The sequence below is a fragment of the Bradyrhizobium sp. USDA 10063 genome, assembly GCF_054063735.1.
Map to the genome: position 1 here is coordinate 3,325,393 of NZ_JBSSGP010000002.1, position 14,697 is coordinate 3,340,089.

Annotated in this window: 12 protein-coding genes, 1 other RNA gene and 1 pseudogene; 8 read left to right on the forward strand and 6 right to left on the reverse strand. The window is 64.3% G+C overall.

The window, feature by feature from the left end:
- The first annotated feature begins 28 nt into the window (after positions 1 to 28).
- The 3 genes from rnpB to ACVJGD_RS18105 all read left to right on the forward strand — a co-directional run bounded on the left by rnpB (position 29) and on the right by ACVJGD_RS18105 (position 2,449).
- Positions 29 to 479, forward strand: an RNA gene (gene rnpB, locus ACVJGD_RS18095) — RNase P RNA component class A.
- A gap of 199 nt (positions 480 to 678) precedes the next feature.
- Complete coding sequence (locus tag ACVJGD_RS18100) at positions 679 to 1,425, forward strand: sulfite exporter TauE/SafE family protein (RefSeq protein WP_456635619.1); 747 nt, start codon at positions 679 to 681, stop codon at positions 1,423 to 1,425.
- Positions 1,426 to 1,498: 73 nt separating this feature from the next.
- Positions 1,499 to 2,449: a DMT family transporter gene (locus ACVJGD_RS18105; protein WP_456635620.1), complete on the forward strand. Its 951-nt coding sequence runs from the start codon at positions 1,499 to 1,501 to the stop codon at positions 2,447 to 2,449.
- Here the strand turns inward: ACVJGD_RS18105 and ACVJGD_RS18110 are convergent.
- The 3 genes and pseudogenes from ACVJGD_RS18110 to ACVJGD_RS18120 form a co-directional block, all read right to left on the reverse strand.
- Positions 2,433 to 4,235, reverse strand: a complete 1,803-nt coding sequence (locus ACVJGD_RS18110) for an ABC transporter ATP-binding protein (RefSeq protein WP_456635621.1) — start codon at positions 4,233 to 4,235, stop codon at positions 2,433 to 2,435. The two genes, ACVJGD_RS18105 and ACVJGD_RS18110, sit on opposite strands and share 17 nt — an antisense overlap.
- Before the next feature lie 401 nt (positions 4,236 to 4,636).
- A pseudogene (locus tag ACVJGD_RS18115) lies at positions 4,637 to 4,717 on the reverse strand (IS5/IS1182 family transposase); the annotation flags it as partial.
- 261 nt (positions 4,718 to 4,978) lie between these two features.
- Complete coding sequence (locus tag ACVJGD_RS18120; protein WP_456635622.1) at positions 4,979 to 6,556, reverse strand: winged helix-turn-helix domain-containing tetratricopeptide repeat protein; 1,578 nt, start codon at positions 6,554 to 6,556, stop codon at positions 4,979 to 4,981.
- A gap of 291 nt (positions 6,557 to 6,847) precedes the next feature.
- On the opposite strand from ACVJGD_RS18120, the gene ACVJGD_RS18125 reads away from it, so the two are divergent.
- From ACVJGD_RS18125 to ACVJGD_RS18140, 4 genes are all read left to right on the forward strand, one after another.
- Positions 6,848 to 7,603, forward strand: coding sequence for an SDR family oxidoreductase (locus ACVJGD_RS18125; protein ID WP_456635623.1), 756 nt, complete (start codon positions 6,848 to 6,850; stop codon positions 7,601 to 7,603).
- A 61-nt stretch (positions 7,604 to 7,664) separates the two neighbouring features.
- Entirely contained in the window at positions 7,665 to 8,054 is a 390-nt protein-coding gene (locus ACVJGD_RS18130) for a cupin domain-containing protein (protein WP_289653190.1), read from the forward strand.
- 52 nt (positions 8,055 to 8,106) lie between these two features.
- Positions 8,107 to 9,063: an MBL fold metallo-hydrolase gene (locus tag ACVJGD_RS18135; protein WP_456635624.1), complete on the forward strand. Its 957-nt coding sequence runs from the start codon at positions 8,107 to 8,109 to the stop codon at positions 9,061 to 9,063.
- Between the two features lie 78 nt (positions 9,064 to 9,141).
- A complete protein-coding gene (locus tag ACVJGD_RS18140; protein ID WP_456635625.1) occupies positions 9,142 to 9,807 on the forward strand; it encodes a nitroreductase in 666 nt (221 codons plus the stop codon).
- Between the two features lie 292 nt (positions 9,808 to 10,099).
- On the opposite strand, the gene ACVJGD_RS18145 is transcribed toward ACVJGD_RS18140, so the two are convergent.
- Both ACVJGD_RS18145 and ACVJGD_RS18150 read right to left on the reverse strand, forming a co-directional pair.
- Positions 10,100 to 11,686, reverse strand: coding sequence for a DHA2 family efflux MFS transporter permease subunit (locus tag ACVJGD_RS18145; protein WP_456635626.1), 1,587 nt, complete (start codon positions 11,684 to 11,686; stop codon positions 10,100 to 10,102).
- 42 nt (positions 11,687 to 11,728) lie between these two features.
- Entirely contained in the window at positions 11,729 to 13,018 is a 1,290-nt protein-coding gene (locus tag ACVJGD_RS18150; protein ID WP_456635627.1) for an HlyD family secretion protein, read from the reverse strand.
- A 184-nt stretch (positions 13,019 to 13,202) separates the two neighbouring features.
- Between ACVJGD_RS18150 and ACVJGD_RS18155 the strand changes: the two genes are divergently transcribed.
- Positions 13,203 to 13,841: a TetR/AcrR family transcriptional regulator gene (locus ACVJGD_RS18155; protein WP_456635628.1), complete on the forward strand. Its 639-nt coding sequence runs from the start codon at positions 13,203 to 13,205 to the stop codon at positions 13,839 to 13,841.
- Between the two features lie 119 nt (positions 13,842 to 13,960).
- On the opposite strand, the gene ACVJGD_RS18160 is transcribed toward ACVJGD_RS18155, so the two are convergent.
- On the reverse strand, positions 13,961 to 14,191 hold the full coding sequence (locus ACVJGD_RS18160; protein ID WP_456635629.1) for a hypothetical protein: 231 nt from the start codon (positions 14,189 to 14,191) through the stop codon (positions 13,961 to 13,963).
- Positions 14,192 to 14,697: the final 506 nt, after the last annotated feature.

The following is a 14,697-nucleotide window of genomic DNA, read 5'->3' on the forward strand; positions in this document are numbered from 1 at the left end:
CGGCTGCAAACCCCCATGCCTATGGGTGTCAGTCGGCCGGACGGCCGCTCCCGCAAGCGCCGAAAGGCCGCGGGGGAGGAAAGTCCGGGCTCCATCGACATGCGGTGCCGGATAACGTCCGGCGGGGGCAACCCCAGGGAAAGTGCCACAGAGAACGGACCGCTTCCCCCACCCTCCCCTCCCCCGCAAGCGGGGGAGGGATAAAGGGAGGGGGCCAGTAAGGGTGAAAAGGTGCGGTAAGAGCGCACCGCGTTTCCGGCAACGGAGACGGCATGGCAAACCCCACCGGGAGCAAAACCGAATAGGGACGGCAACGCGGATGGTTCGCGAAAGCGATAACACCGCAGGGCGATGTCAGGCCCGCCGTCCGGGTAGGTTGCTCGAGGCCATCTGCGAAGATGGCCCCAGAGGAATGGCCGTCACGTACCATTCGCGAGAATGGTGCCCTACAGAACCCGGCTTACAGGCCGGCTGATGTCCTAAAGCGTTTTCGAGCGAAGTGGTCTTCCGGTTCGCATGAAGAAAACGCGTCTTGATGGACCGAATGAGGGGTTCGGCGCAACACGCCGGACCCCTCGCCATTTTTGGCGCGCACGGGGATGACGTCGCAAGTCACGGCAATGGTACCTGCTGGGTTCGTCGTGTAAACGTCAGGCCAATGACAATGAGAACAAGACGATGACGGGGGGATTCGCTCTGGCAATGCTGTTTATCGGCGCGTTGGCCGGTGGCTTCGTATCCGGCCTGGCCGGCTTCGGCACCGCGCTGATGGCGCTGGGAATCTGGCTTTACGTAGCGCCGCCTGCGGTTGCGGTGCCTTTGGTCCTGATCTGCTCGGTCGTCGGCCAGGTCACGACCCTCCCCTCGATCTGGCGCAGCATCGATTTCAGGCTGGTCTGGCCGTTTGTACTCGGCGGGCTCGCCGGAGTGCCGCTCGGCACGCTGCTGATCGCGCAGGCCGATCCCAACACCTTCAAACTGACCATCGGCGTCTTCCTGTTGGTCTTTCCCACCGCGCTTTATTTTCAGCGCAGGCCAATGGCGATCAAGCTTGGCGGCAAGCCGTTCGACGGCGCCATCGGATTTGCCGGCGGCATCCTCGGCGGCCTGGCCGGCCTTTCCGGCCCGCTCCCGATTCTTTGGGCCAGCGTGCGCGGCTGGAATAAGGAGCAGCGGCGCGGGATTTTCCAGACCTTCAACTTCACGGTGCTCGCAACGGCGCTCCTGCTCCAGGCGTTCGCCGGCTTCGTCACCAGGGAAGTCCTCACGCTCGCTGTCGTGACCTTTCCGGCGACAGTGGCCGGCGCCTGGCTCGGCGCGCGAATCTATCATGCGCTGAGCGACCGCAATTTCACAAACATCGTGCTCGGGCTGCTGTTTCTGTCCGGCATCGGACTGGTGTGCAGCGGAATTGCTCCGAGATAGCGCGCGCATGGCTGCCATATGCACCGAGTAGATTGCTGTACGCAGGACAGCGAACCCGCTATCCACGCGTATCATGTCCTCGTCCTCCTCGCGCGAGCGTCTCGGCCTGTTGCTGGGCTTCATCGGCATGGCGATCTTCGGCGGCACGCTGCCGGCGACGCGGCTTGCTGTCGCGGAAATTGATCCGATTGCGCTGACCGCGGTCCGCACCGCAATCGCCGGCCTATGCTCGCTCGCGCTCCTGATCGTGTTGCGGCGGCCGCTGCCGCGGAGAGCGCTCTGGCCGCAGCTTACCCTGGTCATGCTGTGCGTCGCCATCCTGTTTCCGCTGCTGATGGCCGAGGGCATGCAGCGCGTTGACGCCTCCCATGGCGGCGTCGTGCTCGGCGTGCTGCCGATCGCGACCGCCCTGGTGGCTGTAGCGATCACCCATGAGCGGCCGCGGCCCTTGTTCTGGGTCGCCGCTCTCGTGGGCGCCGCGCTGGTGATCGCCTTTGCGCTGCGCGGTGGCGGCGGCACGCTGTCGGCGGGCGATCTCTTCCTGTTCGCTTCCGTTGCCGTAGCCGCCGTCGGCTATGCCTTCTCCGGACGGCTCACCGCGGAGATGCCGGGCTGGGAAGTCATCAGTTGGGTGCTGGTGATTGCGTTGCCGTTCGCGCTGCCGGCGGCTGCGCTGACGATGCCGGCCGATCCCATGCACATCTCGCTGAAGCCGTGGCTTGGTCTGCTCTACGTCGCGCTGTTCTCGCAATGGATCGGCTTCTTCGCCTGGAATGCCGGCATGGCGATGGGCGGGATCGCGCGGGTGTCGCAGATCCAGTTGCTGCAGCCCTTCATCACCTTCGTGCTCGCCTCGCTGTTCAACGGCGAGACGATCACCTTGCAGGTCGTGCTGTTCGCCGCCGCGGTGGTGGCGACGGTCGCGATCAGCGCGCGCACGCGCGGGCGGGCGACCGTCGCTCCGGGACGGCTCAATGAGCCGAACCCGGAACCTCGAATGACGGTGGCTATTCCGCCGCGCTGACCCGGCCGAACTCGGTCGCCTGCCGCTCGAACAGGCTGCGATAGATGCCGCCGGGTCGCGCGGTCAGCACGGCATGGGTGCCCTGCTCGACGATCTCGCCGCGATCGAACACCAGGATGCGATCCATGCCGCGCACCGTCGACAGCCGGTGCGCGATCACGATCGAGGTGCGGCCCTTCATCAGCCGTTCCATCGCCTGCTGGATCAGCGCCTCCGATTCCGAATCCAGGCTCGAGGTCGCCTCGTCCAGGATCAGGATCGGCGCATCGGCGAGGAACGCGCGTGCCAGCGCGACGCGCTGCCGCTCGCCGCCGGACAGCTTGACACCGCGTTCGCCGACCAGCGTGCCGTAGCCCTTCGGCAGACGCAGGATGAAGTCGTGCGCATTGGCAAGCCGCGCCGCCTGCTCGATCGCCGCCATGCTGGCGCCGGGCCGGCCGTAGGCGATGTTCTCCGCCAGCGAACGGTGGAACAGGATCGGCTCCTGCTGCACGATCGCGATCTGGCTGCGCAGCGATTGCTGCGTGGCGTGAGCGATATCCTGACCGTCGATCAGGATCCGTCCGCCCGAGACGTCATAGAGCCGCTGCACCAGTTTCACGAACGTGGTCTTGCCCGACCCGGACCTGCCGACCAGGCCAATACGCTCGCCGGCGCGGATGTCGATCGACAGCGCGTCATAGAGCGGCGTGCGATGGCCACCATAGAGGAAGGTTACGTTGTCGAACGTGATCCTTCCGCCCTGGACGTCGATCGTCCCAGCGTCAGGCACATCGACGATGCCGAGCGGCTCGTCATGGATGGTGACGAGTTCCTCCATGTCGTTCACCGAACGCTGCAGGTTGTTGATGTGCATGCCGACGTCGCGCAGGTAGGCGTGGATGACGTAGTAGCTCGTCAGCACATAGGTGACGTCGCCCGGCGAGGCGCGGCCGGCGAGCCACAGCAGGATGGCGCCGCCGATCACCGAGGCACGGAAGCACAAGAGCACCACGAGTTGCGCCATGTTGGTGGCGTTGTAGCGCAGCCAGGTACGCGACACCCGCCTGCGCCAGCGCCCGATGACGCCGGCGAGCCGCGCATCCTCGCGCGCTTCCGCGCCGAACGATTTCACCACCGCGTTGCAGGTGAGCGCATCCGCCAGCGTGCCGCCGACCTTGGTGTCCCAGGCGTTGGAGACGCGCGCGGCCGGTGCAATATAGTTCACCGAGAGCACGATGGTCATTGCAACATAGATCACCGCGCCGACGCCGATCACGGCGCCGAGCACGGGCCAGTGCAGCCCGAGCAGGATCATCGAGCCGACCAGCACCATCAGCGACGGCAGCAGCGCCATCAGCACGGTGTCGTTGAGCAGGTCGATCGCCCACATGCCGCGGGTGATCTTGCGCACCGTCGAGCCGGCAAACGAATTGGCGTGCCAGTCGGTCGAGAACCGCTGCACCCGCGCGAACGCCTCGCGAGCCACATCCGACATCGTCGTCAGCGTGAACGGCACGATCGCCTGCAGCCCGACAAAACGCAGGATGATCGACAGCAGGCCGAGCGCGACAATGCCGCCGAACGCAACCAGCGCCGCATGTCGCCCCGCCTGGTCCGAGGTGCCGAGCGTCAGCGCGTCGACCAGATGGCCGGAATAAACCGGCATGAACAGGTCAGCGACGGTGGCGCCGAGAAAGCCGACCAATACGGTCGTGGCGCGGGTGGGCTGCCTCAGCCAGTGGCGGAATACAAACGGGATCACGACGCGGATCGCGGCGGGACGTTTGCTGGTCGAAATGGTCATGGCGCAATCCGGCCGCGCTCGCCGCACAGGCCGACTCCATCTGAATTGACGCACGAAGGCGCAAAAGCGCGCAACGAGAGCGTCGTTGAAAGATCGGTAAGGTGTTGGAAGGTTTGGAGGACCGGGACTTCAGCCCCGGTCAAAACTCGCGGTCAACGGCGCGACCGGGCATCCAGTACAAACATCGGACAGGGGCGCGCGATCTGCGAATAAGCCGAAATCATGCAAATCTCCCCGGTTCGAGCGACGACGCGTTGCTTATAAATGCGTCACGCCTGATTTGCAAGATGACAAAGCCGTGAGCTCGCGTCTTCGCGCTAGAGCATGATCCGGAAAAGTGGAAACCGGTTTTCCCTCAAGGAGATGAGATCGCGATCCGATCCCGTCTAATCGGATCATGATCAAGGCGTGGACTCATTTGCGCGCAGCCATATCCGGATTGACGCAAGTTGAATGAGGTAGTTGGCCGCGAGCTTGTCGTAGTTGCCACGCTTTCAGGCGGATTATGTTGCAAAAGTATTTTTGACATTCGACGCGCAACAAAGATTCAAGCTAGAGCGACAGCGCGCAAACTTGATTCAAAGAGAGCTGCTCGCCGATTCGACTATTTCACAAGGCCGCGGTGCAACGTCGCCGGAATTCCGCAGTGCTTCGCGTTACATCCGCTTCGGACGCATCCGGCCAAATCTGCAGCAGGACTATGCTACTCCTCTTCACAACTTCACATGGGAGAACCGCGCGCCTCACTCCGGCAGCCCCGCCTTCCGCAACCCATCCGCGAAGGTCGCGAGGTCCTCCGGCCGGCGGATCGGGAGCCAATCCGTGAGATTGGAGACGCGCAGCGTGGGGTCGAGCTCGCGCAGATGCTCCATCGCGCGCTGCGCCTCGGCCGGCCGGCCCGCGAGCGCATGGCTCGCCGCGATGACACTGACGACCATCAGGAAGCTCGGCAACTCCCGGAAGGCTTTCTCCGCCCACGACGACGCGGCGTCGAAGCGCCCCGCGAACAGATGCGCCGCCGCCAGTCCGGCCTGCATGCGGTATAGCTCGGGGTCGAGTGGGCTCAGCCTCATGGCGTGCGCGAAGTGCTCGATGGCGGCGTCCGGCTCGCCGTTCCAGGTCCGCAGGAATCCGGCGAGGAACCAGGCCGACGCGAGATTGGGATTGAGCACGAGCGCCCGGTCGAGCAAGGCGATGCCGCCGGCGACGTCATCGGTGAGGTGGGCGAGCGCATGCCCGCCGCGGGTGAGCGCGACCGCATCGTCCCGGCCCAGGTCGACGGCCCGGCGCGCCAGGCGGGCGCCCTCGGCGATCTCGCCTGGGCGATCGGTCATCCAGCCGTTGACCTTGCGCCAGAAATAGCACCACGCCGCCATCGCATAGGCCGACGCAAAATTCGGGTCGCGCATGAGCGCGTGGTTGAACTGGCCGAGCGCCGCGTCGATCGATTCCCTTGATCCCAGGTGGAGGTGCGCCATGCCGCGCAGATAGTAGTCGTAGGCGTCGAGGCTTTCGGTTGGCTTGCGCTTCGCGCGCTCGATCTCGGCCCGCTCGAGCTGCGGCGCGATCGCGCCGACGACGGCCTCGGTGATCTGATCCTGCAGCTCGAAAATATCGTCGAGCGCGCTTTCGAAGCGCTCGGCCCACAGATGCGCCCCGGTGGTCGCATCGATCAGCTGCCCGGTGATGCGCACCCTGTGCAGCGCCTTGCGCACGCTGCCTTCCAGCACATAGCGCACGCCGAGCTCGCGGCCAACCTGCTTCACGTCGACCGCGCGGCCCTTGTAGATGAAGCTCGAATTGCGTGCGATCACAAACAGCCAGCGAATGCGCGACAAGGCCGTGATGATGTCCTCCACCACGCCGTCAGTGAAGTACTCCTGCTCGATGTCGCCGCTTAGGTTCAGGAACGGGAGCGCGGCAATGGAGGGCCTGTCGGGGAGGGCCGGCGCCTCTGCGATAGTCTTGCCCGGTGCGTCGGGCTCGGTGCTGACCGCGGCGGAGCGACTGGCGATCTCGCTGACGTCGCCGACGAACCGGAATCCCTTGCGGGCGATCGTTCGAAGCAGGCGCTGGTTCTGCCCGCTGTCGCCGATGACCTTGCGGGCCGCGTTGATGTGACTGGTCAGGGTCGATTCAGAGACGATCCGCCCGGCCCACACGGCATCCAGGAGCTCGTCCTTGCTGACGACGTGCTCGCGGTTCCGCACCAGATGGAGCAGCAGGTCGAAGACCTGCGGCCCGACGGCGATCGGCTCGGCGCTGCGCGTGAGCTCCCGCCGGTCCGAGTCGATCACGTAGTCCTCGAACGCGTACTGCACGTCGCCCTCTCATCGCCGCGCCATGGCCGGCAAGCCATTGATAGCACGGTGATCATCGCCGAAGCTCGCGCGAGTTGCCGCGCCGGTAAAGCAAGCGGAAACTGCCGGAACAGCGGGGCGCTTTCTTGGCACGTCTTGCTCTTTTGTCCTGCTGTCTTGGACGGAAACCCAAGCGAAATTCAATCGCGCCTCAAGGCCGCCACAAGGCTTTCCGGCCGCCGATCCGGCATCCTTCCGCATCGAATAAGACACAACCTGGCACTCCCTTGCATACACTTGGAGAGCAAAATCATGAAAATTGTCGTCATCGGAGGCACCGGTCTCATCGGATCAAAGCTCGTCAAGAAACTGCAGGAGAAGGGTCACGATGCCATCGCCGCCGCGCCCAATACCGGCGTCAACACCATCACGGGCGAGGGACTGAAAGAGGCGCTCTCCGGCGCACAGGTCGTCGTCGATCTGGCGAACGCGCCGGTGTGGGAGGACAAGGCGGTGCTTGAATTCTTCGAGACCTCGGGCCGCAATCTGCTGGCCGCGGAAAAGGCCGCCGGCGTGAAGCATCATCTGGCGCTGTCGATCGTCGGCAGCGACCGCAGTCCCGACAGTGGCTACCTCCGCGCCAAGGTGGCGCAGGAAAATCTGATCAAGGCGTCAGGCATTCCCTATACGATCCTGCGCTCGACGCAGTTCTTCGAGTTCGTCGGAGGCATCGTCAAATCGGGCGCAGAGGGCGATGTGGTCCGGCTGTCGCCCGCGCTGTTCCAGCCGATTGCCTCGGATGACGTGGTCGCCAACCTGGCCGAGCTGACGCTCGCACCGCCGCTGAACGGCACCGTCGAGGTTGCGGGCCCGGAAGCCTGTCCGATGGACAAGTTCGCGCGCAAGTTCCTGGCCGCGAGCGGCGACCAGCGCAAGGTGATCGCTGACGTGCACTGGCGCTACTTCGGAACCGAGCTGAACGACCGCTCGCTGACGCCCGGCGATCGCCCCCGCCTCGGCTCCATCCGCTTCGACGACTGGCTCAGCCGCAACGCGGTTCATAGCTGAAGTACAGAAGATAACCATGATCATCCGAGCGGGTCCCGGGCAACGAACGAAAGAGGCGACTATGACGATCAAACTCGTTGCGTTGGTTCTTCTGTGCCTCATGACCGGCACGGCGGTGGCTCAAGAGCCTAAGGTCACGTCACTCATGTCTAAGGATCTTCCGGAGAATCCCGGCAGGGAAGCTCTGATGATCACGGTCGAGCATGCGCCCGGCGGATCGAGCGCTATCCACCGACACAATGCACACGCGTTTGTGTACGTGCTGGAGGGCTCCGTCGTGATGCAGCTGAAGGGGGGACAACAGGTGACACTGACACCAGGACAGTCCTTCTATGAAGGCCCTGACGATGTTCATGTCGTCGACCGGAACGCAAGCGGCACCCAGCCGGCGAAGTTCCTGGTGCTCTTGATCAAGGACAAGGGCGCCCCAGCGCTCGTGCCCGCACAGTGACTGTTACGCAACCCAAGTACTCGAAAGGCAAGGCAGTCAGCAGGAGACAAACATGAGCTTGGACAACACCTCACAGCCCTCGGTCAACTACTGCGCCGACAAGGTGAACGCGAAGCACATCCACGGTAGACCGGAGCCCGAGTTGGTTCCGTCGCGCTACGCGCTGAAGGTCGGCGCGATTGACGTGCTGGTGGTTAGCGATGGGGTGCTGTCGTTGCCAGGCGCGATGTTGGGCCACAACGTTGACCCGGCCGTCCGGGCGACCTGGCTGGAGGACATGTTCCTGCCGCCGGACGTGCTCGAGTGGGCGCTGAACGTGGTCGTGGTGCGTAGCGGCGGCCGGACCATACTCGTCGACGCTGGGATGGGGGCGGAGTTCCCGGACTTGCCGCGGGCCGGACGGACTGTCCAGCGACTGGAGGCCGCCGGCATCGATCTCGCATCCGTGACCGACGTGGTGCTCACCCACATGCACATGGACCACGTTGGCGGGCTGCTCGTCGACGGAGTGAGGGACCGGCTGCGTCCGGACCTGCGCATCCACGTGGCGGCCGCCGAAACCAAGTTCTGGGAGTCGCCCGATTTCTCCCACGTCTCCATGCCGCCGGGGTTCCCGGACGCGCTTCGGCGGACGGCCAAGCGGTTCTTGCACGAGTACCAGAGCCAGTTGCGGACGTTCGAGGAGAAGCACGAGGTAGCGCCGGGGGTGCTCGTCACACGCACTGGCGGCCACACCCCTGGGCACAGCGTGGTCCGCCTGGCATCCGGCAGCGACCGGCTGACGTTCGCTGGCGACGCCGTGTTCCAGGTCGGGTTCGAGCACCCCGACTGGCACAACGGCTTCGAACACGACCCCGAGGAGGCGGCCCGCGTCCGGGTCCGTCTTTTGCGGGAGCTGGCGGCGAACCGCGAGTCGCTGGTGGCCACTCACCTGTCGTTCCCGTCCGTCTGCCATGTGGCGGTCGACGGCGACGTCTTTCGTTGGGTACCGGGCCCCTGGGAGTACTGACCGCTTGTTGGGTCAGGGCCGAACGAGACAACCGCAGTTTGAACGAAATGGATGGCCGGCGGTAGGGAGGCGATCATCATGGACGTATATGAGGCAGTCACAAGCCGACGGGCGGTGCGCGGATTCAAAGACGAGCCTGTCTCGAGGGAAGTGCTTGAGCGCGTGCTGTCCGCCGCAGCCTGGTCGCCGTCCGGATCGAACATCCAGCCGTGGAACACCTACGTGCTGACCGGCGCGCCGCTGGCCGAACTCAAGACGCGCTCCGTCGAACGCGTGTGCCACGGCGACCCCTGGGACGAGCGGCAGTACGAGATGTACCCGCCCGCGCTGAAGTCCCCGTACGGGGAGCGCCGGTCCGCCTTCGGCAAGGAGCGTTACAGCGCGCTCGGCATTGCGCGCGAGGACTGGGAGGCGCGCCAGCGGGCGGCCATCGGCAACTGGAACTGTTTCGGCGCGCCCGCCGCCCTGTTCTGCTACATTGACCGCGACCTGGGCCGGCCCCAATGGGCCGACGTCGGCATGTATCTGCAGACCGTCATGCTGCTGCTCCGCGCCGAAGGGCTGCACAGTTGCCCGCAGATGGCGTGGTCGCAGGTTCGCGAGACGGTCGCGGAGGTCCTGTCACCCTCGGACGGGCTCATCCTCTTCTGCGGCATGTCGATCGGGTACGAGGACCCCACGGTGAGTTACGCCCGTACGGGCCGCGCCCCGCTCGACGAGACGGTCACGTTCGTCGGCGGTTAGTTACTTGCGCTCGGAGACAAGAGGCCCCTTCCATGATTCTTGCGTGTGATAACGTCCTTTATCATGCGTGATATTGGTGGCATCCTGCGGCCATGACCGACGTGGTGTCCCCACGCCGTTTTGCTTTTCGGCCGCAACCCTCTGATCGACCATTGCCCGCTTTCATAGGATAGTTCGCTGCATCTGCTCACGGCAGCAAGGGGCCCTTCGCGTCATTTCGCGGCCGCGCTTTCGGAGCAAAGCGGACATTCAGCGAGCCGCGCTTTCCGAACCGGATTTATGAGTACGCGCCCTAATGTCCGCCGCCGCCAGGCGCCGCCGCCGAGGGCTTGTTCAGCAACAGGACGAGAAGACTGAGGCCCACATAGAACACGGTCAGCATGAAGAAGGCGTCGCCATAGCCCATTACCGCGGCCTGACGGTGCACGATCTGCGACAATTGCTTCAGTGCCATCATTGCGGAATCGCCCATGCCCTGCATGCGCTGGGTGAGCATGTTGAGCGTCTCGACCGCCGTCGCATTGCCCCAATGCACGCGATCGTGCAGACGTGAGATGTGCAGGTCGGTGCGGTCGTTCAGCACCTGATTGATGATAGCCAATCCCACCGCGCCGCCGAGGTTCCGCATCAGGTTGAACAGGCCGGAGGCGTTCTTGACCAGATGCGGCGCCAGCGTGCCGAGCGCGATGTTGTTGGTCGGCACCATCGCACACATCATGCCGATGCCGCGCAGGATCTGCGGCACCAAGAGTTCGTAGAAGTCATAGTCGCGCGTGATCCAGGTCATCTGCCAGGAGCCGAGCGCGAAAGTGACGAGGCCGAAGGCGATGATGTAGCGCAGGTCGACCTTCTGCATCAGCTTTCCGACAATCGGCGCCATCAGGAACATCGTGATGCCGGAGACGAACATGGTCTCGCCGATCATCAGCGCGCTGTAGCCGCGGACCTCCGCGAGATAGCGCGGATAGATATAGGTCAGGCCGTACAGGCCGATCCCGATGCAGAACTGCAGCACGCAGCCGATCGCGAAATTGCGGTTGCCGAACGTCCTGAGATCGACGATCGGCTCTTCCACCGTGAAGACGCGCCAGAAGAAGGCAATCGCGGAGACGAAGCAGACCGCAGCAAAGATCGCAACCGACGTATCCTGCAGCCACTCATACTGCGGCCCCTCTTCCAGCACATATTCCAGCGAGCCGAGGAAGCCCGCCATGAACAAGAGGCCCCACCAGTCGAAGCGCTCGAGCAGTGCGAAATTCGGCTGGTCGAAATCGATCAGCGCGAGCACGCCGAGCGTGATGCCGATGCCGGGCACGATGTTGATGAAGAACAGCCAGTGCCACGACATCAAATCCGTGATGTAGCCTCCCACCGTGGGACCGACGGTCGGCGCCAGCGTCGCAACGAGGCCGATGATCGGCGCGACGATGTGGAACTTGGAGCGCGGAAAGATCGTGTAGGCCGAGGCGAACACGGTCGGGATCATGCCGGCGCCCAAGAACCCCTGCAGCGCGCGCCAGAGGATCATCTGCTCGATCGATGAGGCGAAGCCGCACAGGAAGCTCGAGACGGTGAAGCCGAAGGCCGAGATCGCGAACAGCAGCCGCGTGCCGAGCGCGCGCGACAGGAAGCCGGACAAGGGAATGGCGATGACCTCGGCGATCAGATAGGCGGTCTGCACCCAGGCCACTTCGCTCGTACTCGCCGAGAGGCCGGCCTGGATGTCGGCGAGCGATGCCGAGACGATCTGGATGTCCAGGATCGACATGAACATCCCGAACACCATGATGATGAAGGCGACCACCCGCTTCGGCTCGATGCGCTCGGCGGCCGCCGCGGCGTTCATCATGTTCGGCGAAGCGGTGGTGGCGTCGGCCATATCTGCTCACCTGCGCCCGGATTATCTTCCGGACCTAAAATATCACTGCGGATGAATCGTCATCGGTGCATCGAGATCGGCGTCATTGTCCGCGTCCACAGCGCCCTCGCGGGTATCCACGGTGGTGTAGACCGACATGCCGGCGCGCAGCAGATTCTGCCGCGCGACGCTCTTCGGCACGCGGATGCGGACCGGCAGCCGCTGCACGATCTTGGTGAAATTGCCGGTGGCGTTGTCCGGCGGCAGAAGAGTGAATACCGAGCCTGCGGCCGGCGAGATGCTGTCGACCACGCCCTTGAACTTGCGGTGGCCGTAGGCGTCGACCGAGATCGTCACCGACTGGCCCGGGCGGATGCGCTTGAGCTGGGTCTCTTTATAATTGGCGTCGATGAAGACGTCGTCGAGCGGCACCACATTGCCGAGCCGCTGGCCGGCCTGGATGAAGTCGCCGACATTGACGAGGCGGTTGGAGAAGGTGCCGTCCACCGGCGCGCGCACCGTGGCGAAGTCGAGGTCGCGCTCAGCCTTGGCGAGCTGGGTCTGCAGTTCAGCGAGCGTGGCGCGGGCCTCGTTCTGCTGCGCCCTGGTCACCTCGACATTGTCGCGCGCGGCGTCATAGGCGGCCTGCGCCGACTTCACCGCGGCGACACCCTGGTCACGGCTCGCTTCGGATACTTCGAAGGTGGCGCGCGAGGCAAAGCCTTTGGTGCTCAGCGCCTGCTGGCGGTCGAAATCGAGCCCGGCGCGTTTCAAGTTCGCTTCGGCGGAGACGAGCTGTGCCTGGGCCTGCTCGACCGCGCTTTCGAGCGCGGTGACCTGGCGGCCGATGCGCTCGATGGTCGCCTGCTGGGTGGCGATCTTGCTGCGCGCCGCGTCGGCTGCGATCCGGTAGTCGCCGTCGTCGATCCGGAAGATCACGTCGCCGGCGCGTACGATCGAATTGTCGGCAGGCAGGATCGCTGCCAGATGACCCGAGACACGCGCGCCGAGCATGGTGTTGTTGGCGCGCACGTAGGCGTCGTCGGTCGAGATGTAGAAACGTCCGGCGACGAACCAGTAGACGCCGTAGCCGATGGCGGCGAGCGCGAGCAGGCCGAGCACGCCCATCATGACGAATTTGCGCTTGGCAGGTTTTGGCGCGGCAGCGGTTTGCGCTGGCGCCGCCGGCTGCTCCGGCGCGGGCGGCGTTTCCGCGGGCCGGCGCTTGGCCTCTTCGGCAGCGGGGCCACGGAGCTGCTCTGCCGGCTGAGCTGATGTGTTACGCACGAACTCGCCCTCGACCTCCGGCTCGGAGCGGACGACGCGTGCAGCCTGATCTCTCGCCGCGGCCATGGCCGGACTCCTCACTTACCCCATCACGACGCAAGCGAGGCCCCCGGCCGCTGCGGCATCGTGTCTTGACAACTATCATTGACCGAACGGTTCGGTCAAGTTACATTACTTTGGAGGAACCCTAAGGAGAAAATCGCTTCGGGACAGTATCCCGGATTGAAATGTTCTCCGAAAAGCTAAACCAATGGTTGCAAGCCGGACAATCCCTCTTCAAATCGTGGCCGAGGAGGACTCCTCCAAGCGGCGGCAGATTCTCGACGGTGCCCGCAAGGTGTTCTTGGAATTGGGTTTCGATGGCGCCAGCATGGGCGAGATCGCCCGCGCCGCGGGGGTCTCCAAAGGCACGCTTTACGTTTATTTCGACGACAAGTGCCGGCTGTTCGAGGCGATCGTCGAGGAAGAGAAGATCGAGCAGGGCAAGACCGCTTTCAATTTCGATCCGGAGCGCAACGTCGATATCACCCTGCCTGAATTCGGGCGCACCTATATCGCACTGCTGTGCCGGCCGGGCGGCGGCTCGGCAATCCGCACGGTGATGGCGATCGCCGAGCGGATGCCTGAGGTTGGCAGCCGGTTTTACGAGCAGGCGATCGCGAGCAACGTCAAACGCTTTGCGGCCTATCTCGAAGCCCGCGCCGCGCACGGCGAGCTCGTGATCGACAATTTCGAACTCGCCGCCTGGCAATTCTTGCAGATGTGCCAGGCGACGCTGTTCCAGGCTTTCATCTTCCAGGCCAAGCCCTCACCATCGCCCGAGCAGATCGCCACCGTCGTCGACAGCGCGACGCGGGTGTTCCTGGCCGCGTATCGCGTGAAGAAGTGAGGCACTTGCTCCCCAGCGCTGACGACAAGCTGGTCGTCTCCGATTGCAATTGATGAGACGCAGCGCATCCGCGTCAGACAAAATCAACGAGCGGCTCGGTCAGAGCCGCTCATCGCTCGCTAATAGCGCTTGGTGGCGCTGCCGGTGGTCTGGCCCGGCTCGGAAGCGCCCGGCGCCTTCGATTTCTTCGCACTCTTCATCTTGTGTTTCGGTGCCGTCTGGGCCGTCGACTTGGTCGCCTTCTGCATCTGTTGGCCGGTTGTCTGGCCCGCAACACCCTGAGTGCCTTGCGCGAATGCGGGAACAGCGAACACAAGCAGCGCTGCGGTTATCGCTGACTTGAGGTACATGATTTCCTCCTCTTTAAAGAAGACTTAACCATTACGATCGGAGCGTGGTTCCGATGAAACTGCCCTGTGATTGCATATTTTTCCCGCCAATAACGAGAGACGGGCACTTTTCGAAGCGGCGCTGACTTCCTCCGCCATGCTCACTTCGCAGCGAAGCAGATCGCCGCCGTCGTCGACAGTGCGACGCAGGCGTTCTTGTCCGCGTATCGGAAGAAGGCGGCGTGAGAGGCGTGGCGGCGCAGGGTAGGCAAAGGCGTGCAGCGCCGTGTCCACCATCGGGCGCTCCGCTCGCGAACGGTGGGCACGCTTCGCTTTGCCCACCCTACGGCACTGTCGTCCCTGCGAAAGCAGCGACCCATAACCACAGGGAGGTGTTGTGGCGCGAACAAGCGGTTGCGGCGGAGCACACCACAAAACGCCTGTGGTTATGGGCTCCGGGTCCCGGCTACGCCACGGCTTCGCCGCGGCGCGTAAGCCCCCGGACAACGAAGTCGTCGTTGCGAGCT

Coding starts and splice junctions, on each gene's coding strand:
- ACVJGD_RS18100 (WP_456635619.1), top strand. CDS start 679: ATGACGGGGGGATTCGCTCTGGCAATGCTGTTTATCGGCGCGTTGGCC.
- ACVJGD_RS18105 (WP_456635620.1), top strand. CDS start 1,499: ATGTCCTCGTCCTCCTCGCGCGAGCGTCTCGGCCTGTTGCTGGGCTTC.
- ACVJGD_RS18110 (WP_456635621.1), bottom strand. CDS start 4,235: ATGACCATTTCGACCAGCAAACGTCCCGCCGCGATCCGCGTCGTGATC.
- ACVJGD_RS18125 (WP_456635623.1), top strand. CDS start 6,848: ATGAAAATTGTCGTCATCGGAGGCACCGGTCTCATCGGATCAAAGCTC.
- ACVJGD_RS18130 (WP_289653190.1), top strand. CDS start 7,665: ATGACGATCAAACTCGTTGCGTTGGTTCTTCTGTGCCTCATGACCGGC.
- ACVJGD_RS18135 (WP_456635624.1), top strand. CDS start 8,107: ATGAGCTTGGACAACACCTCACAGCCCTCGGTCAACTACTGCGCCGAC.
- ACVJGD_RS18140 (WP_456635625.1), top strand. CDS start 9,142: ATGGACGTATATGAGGCAGTCACAAGCCGACGGGCGGTGCGCGGATTC.
- ACVJGD_RS18145 (WP_456635626.1), bottom strand. CDS start 11,686: ATGGCCGACGCCACCACCGCTTCGCCGAACATGATGAACGCCGCGGCG.
- ACVJGD_RS18150 (WP_456635627.1), bottom strand. CDS start 13,018: ATGGCCGCGGCGAGAGATCAGGCTGCACGCGTCGTCCGCTCCGAGCCG.
- ACVJGD_RS18155 (WP_456635628.1), top strand. CDS start 13,203: ATGGTTGCAAGCCGGACAATCCCTCTTCAAATCGTGGCCGAGGAGGAC.
- ACVJGD_RS18160 (WP_456635629.1), bottom strand. CDS start 14,191: ATGTACCTCAAGTCAGCGATAACCGCAGCGCTGCTTGTGTTCGCTGTT.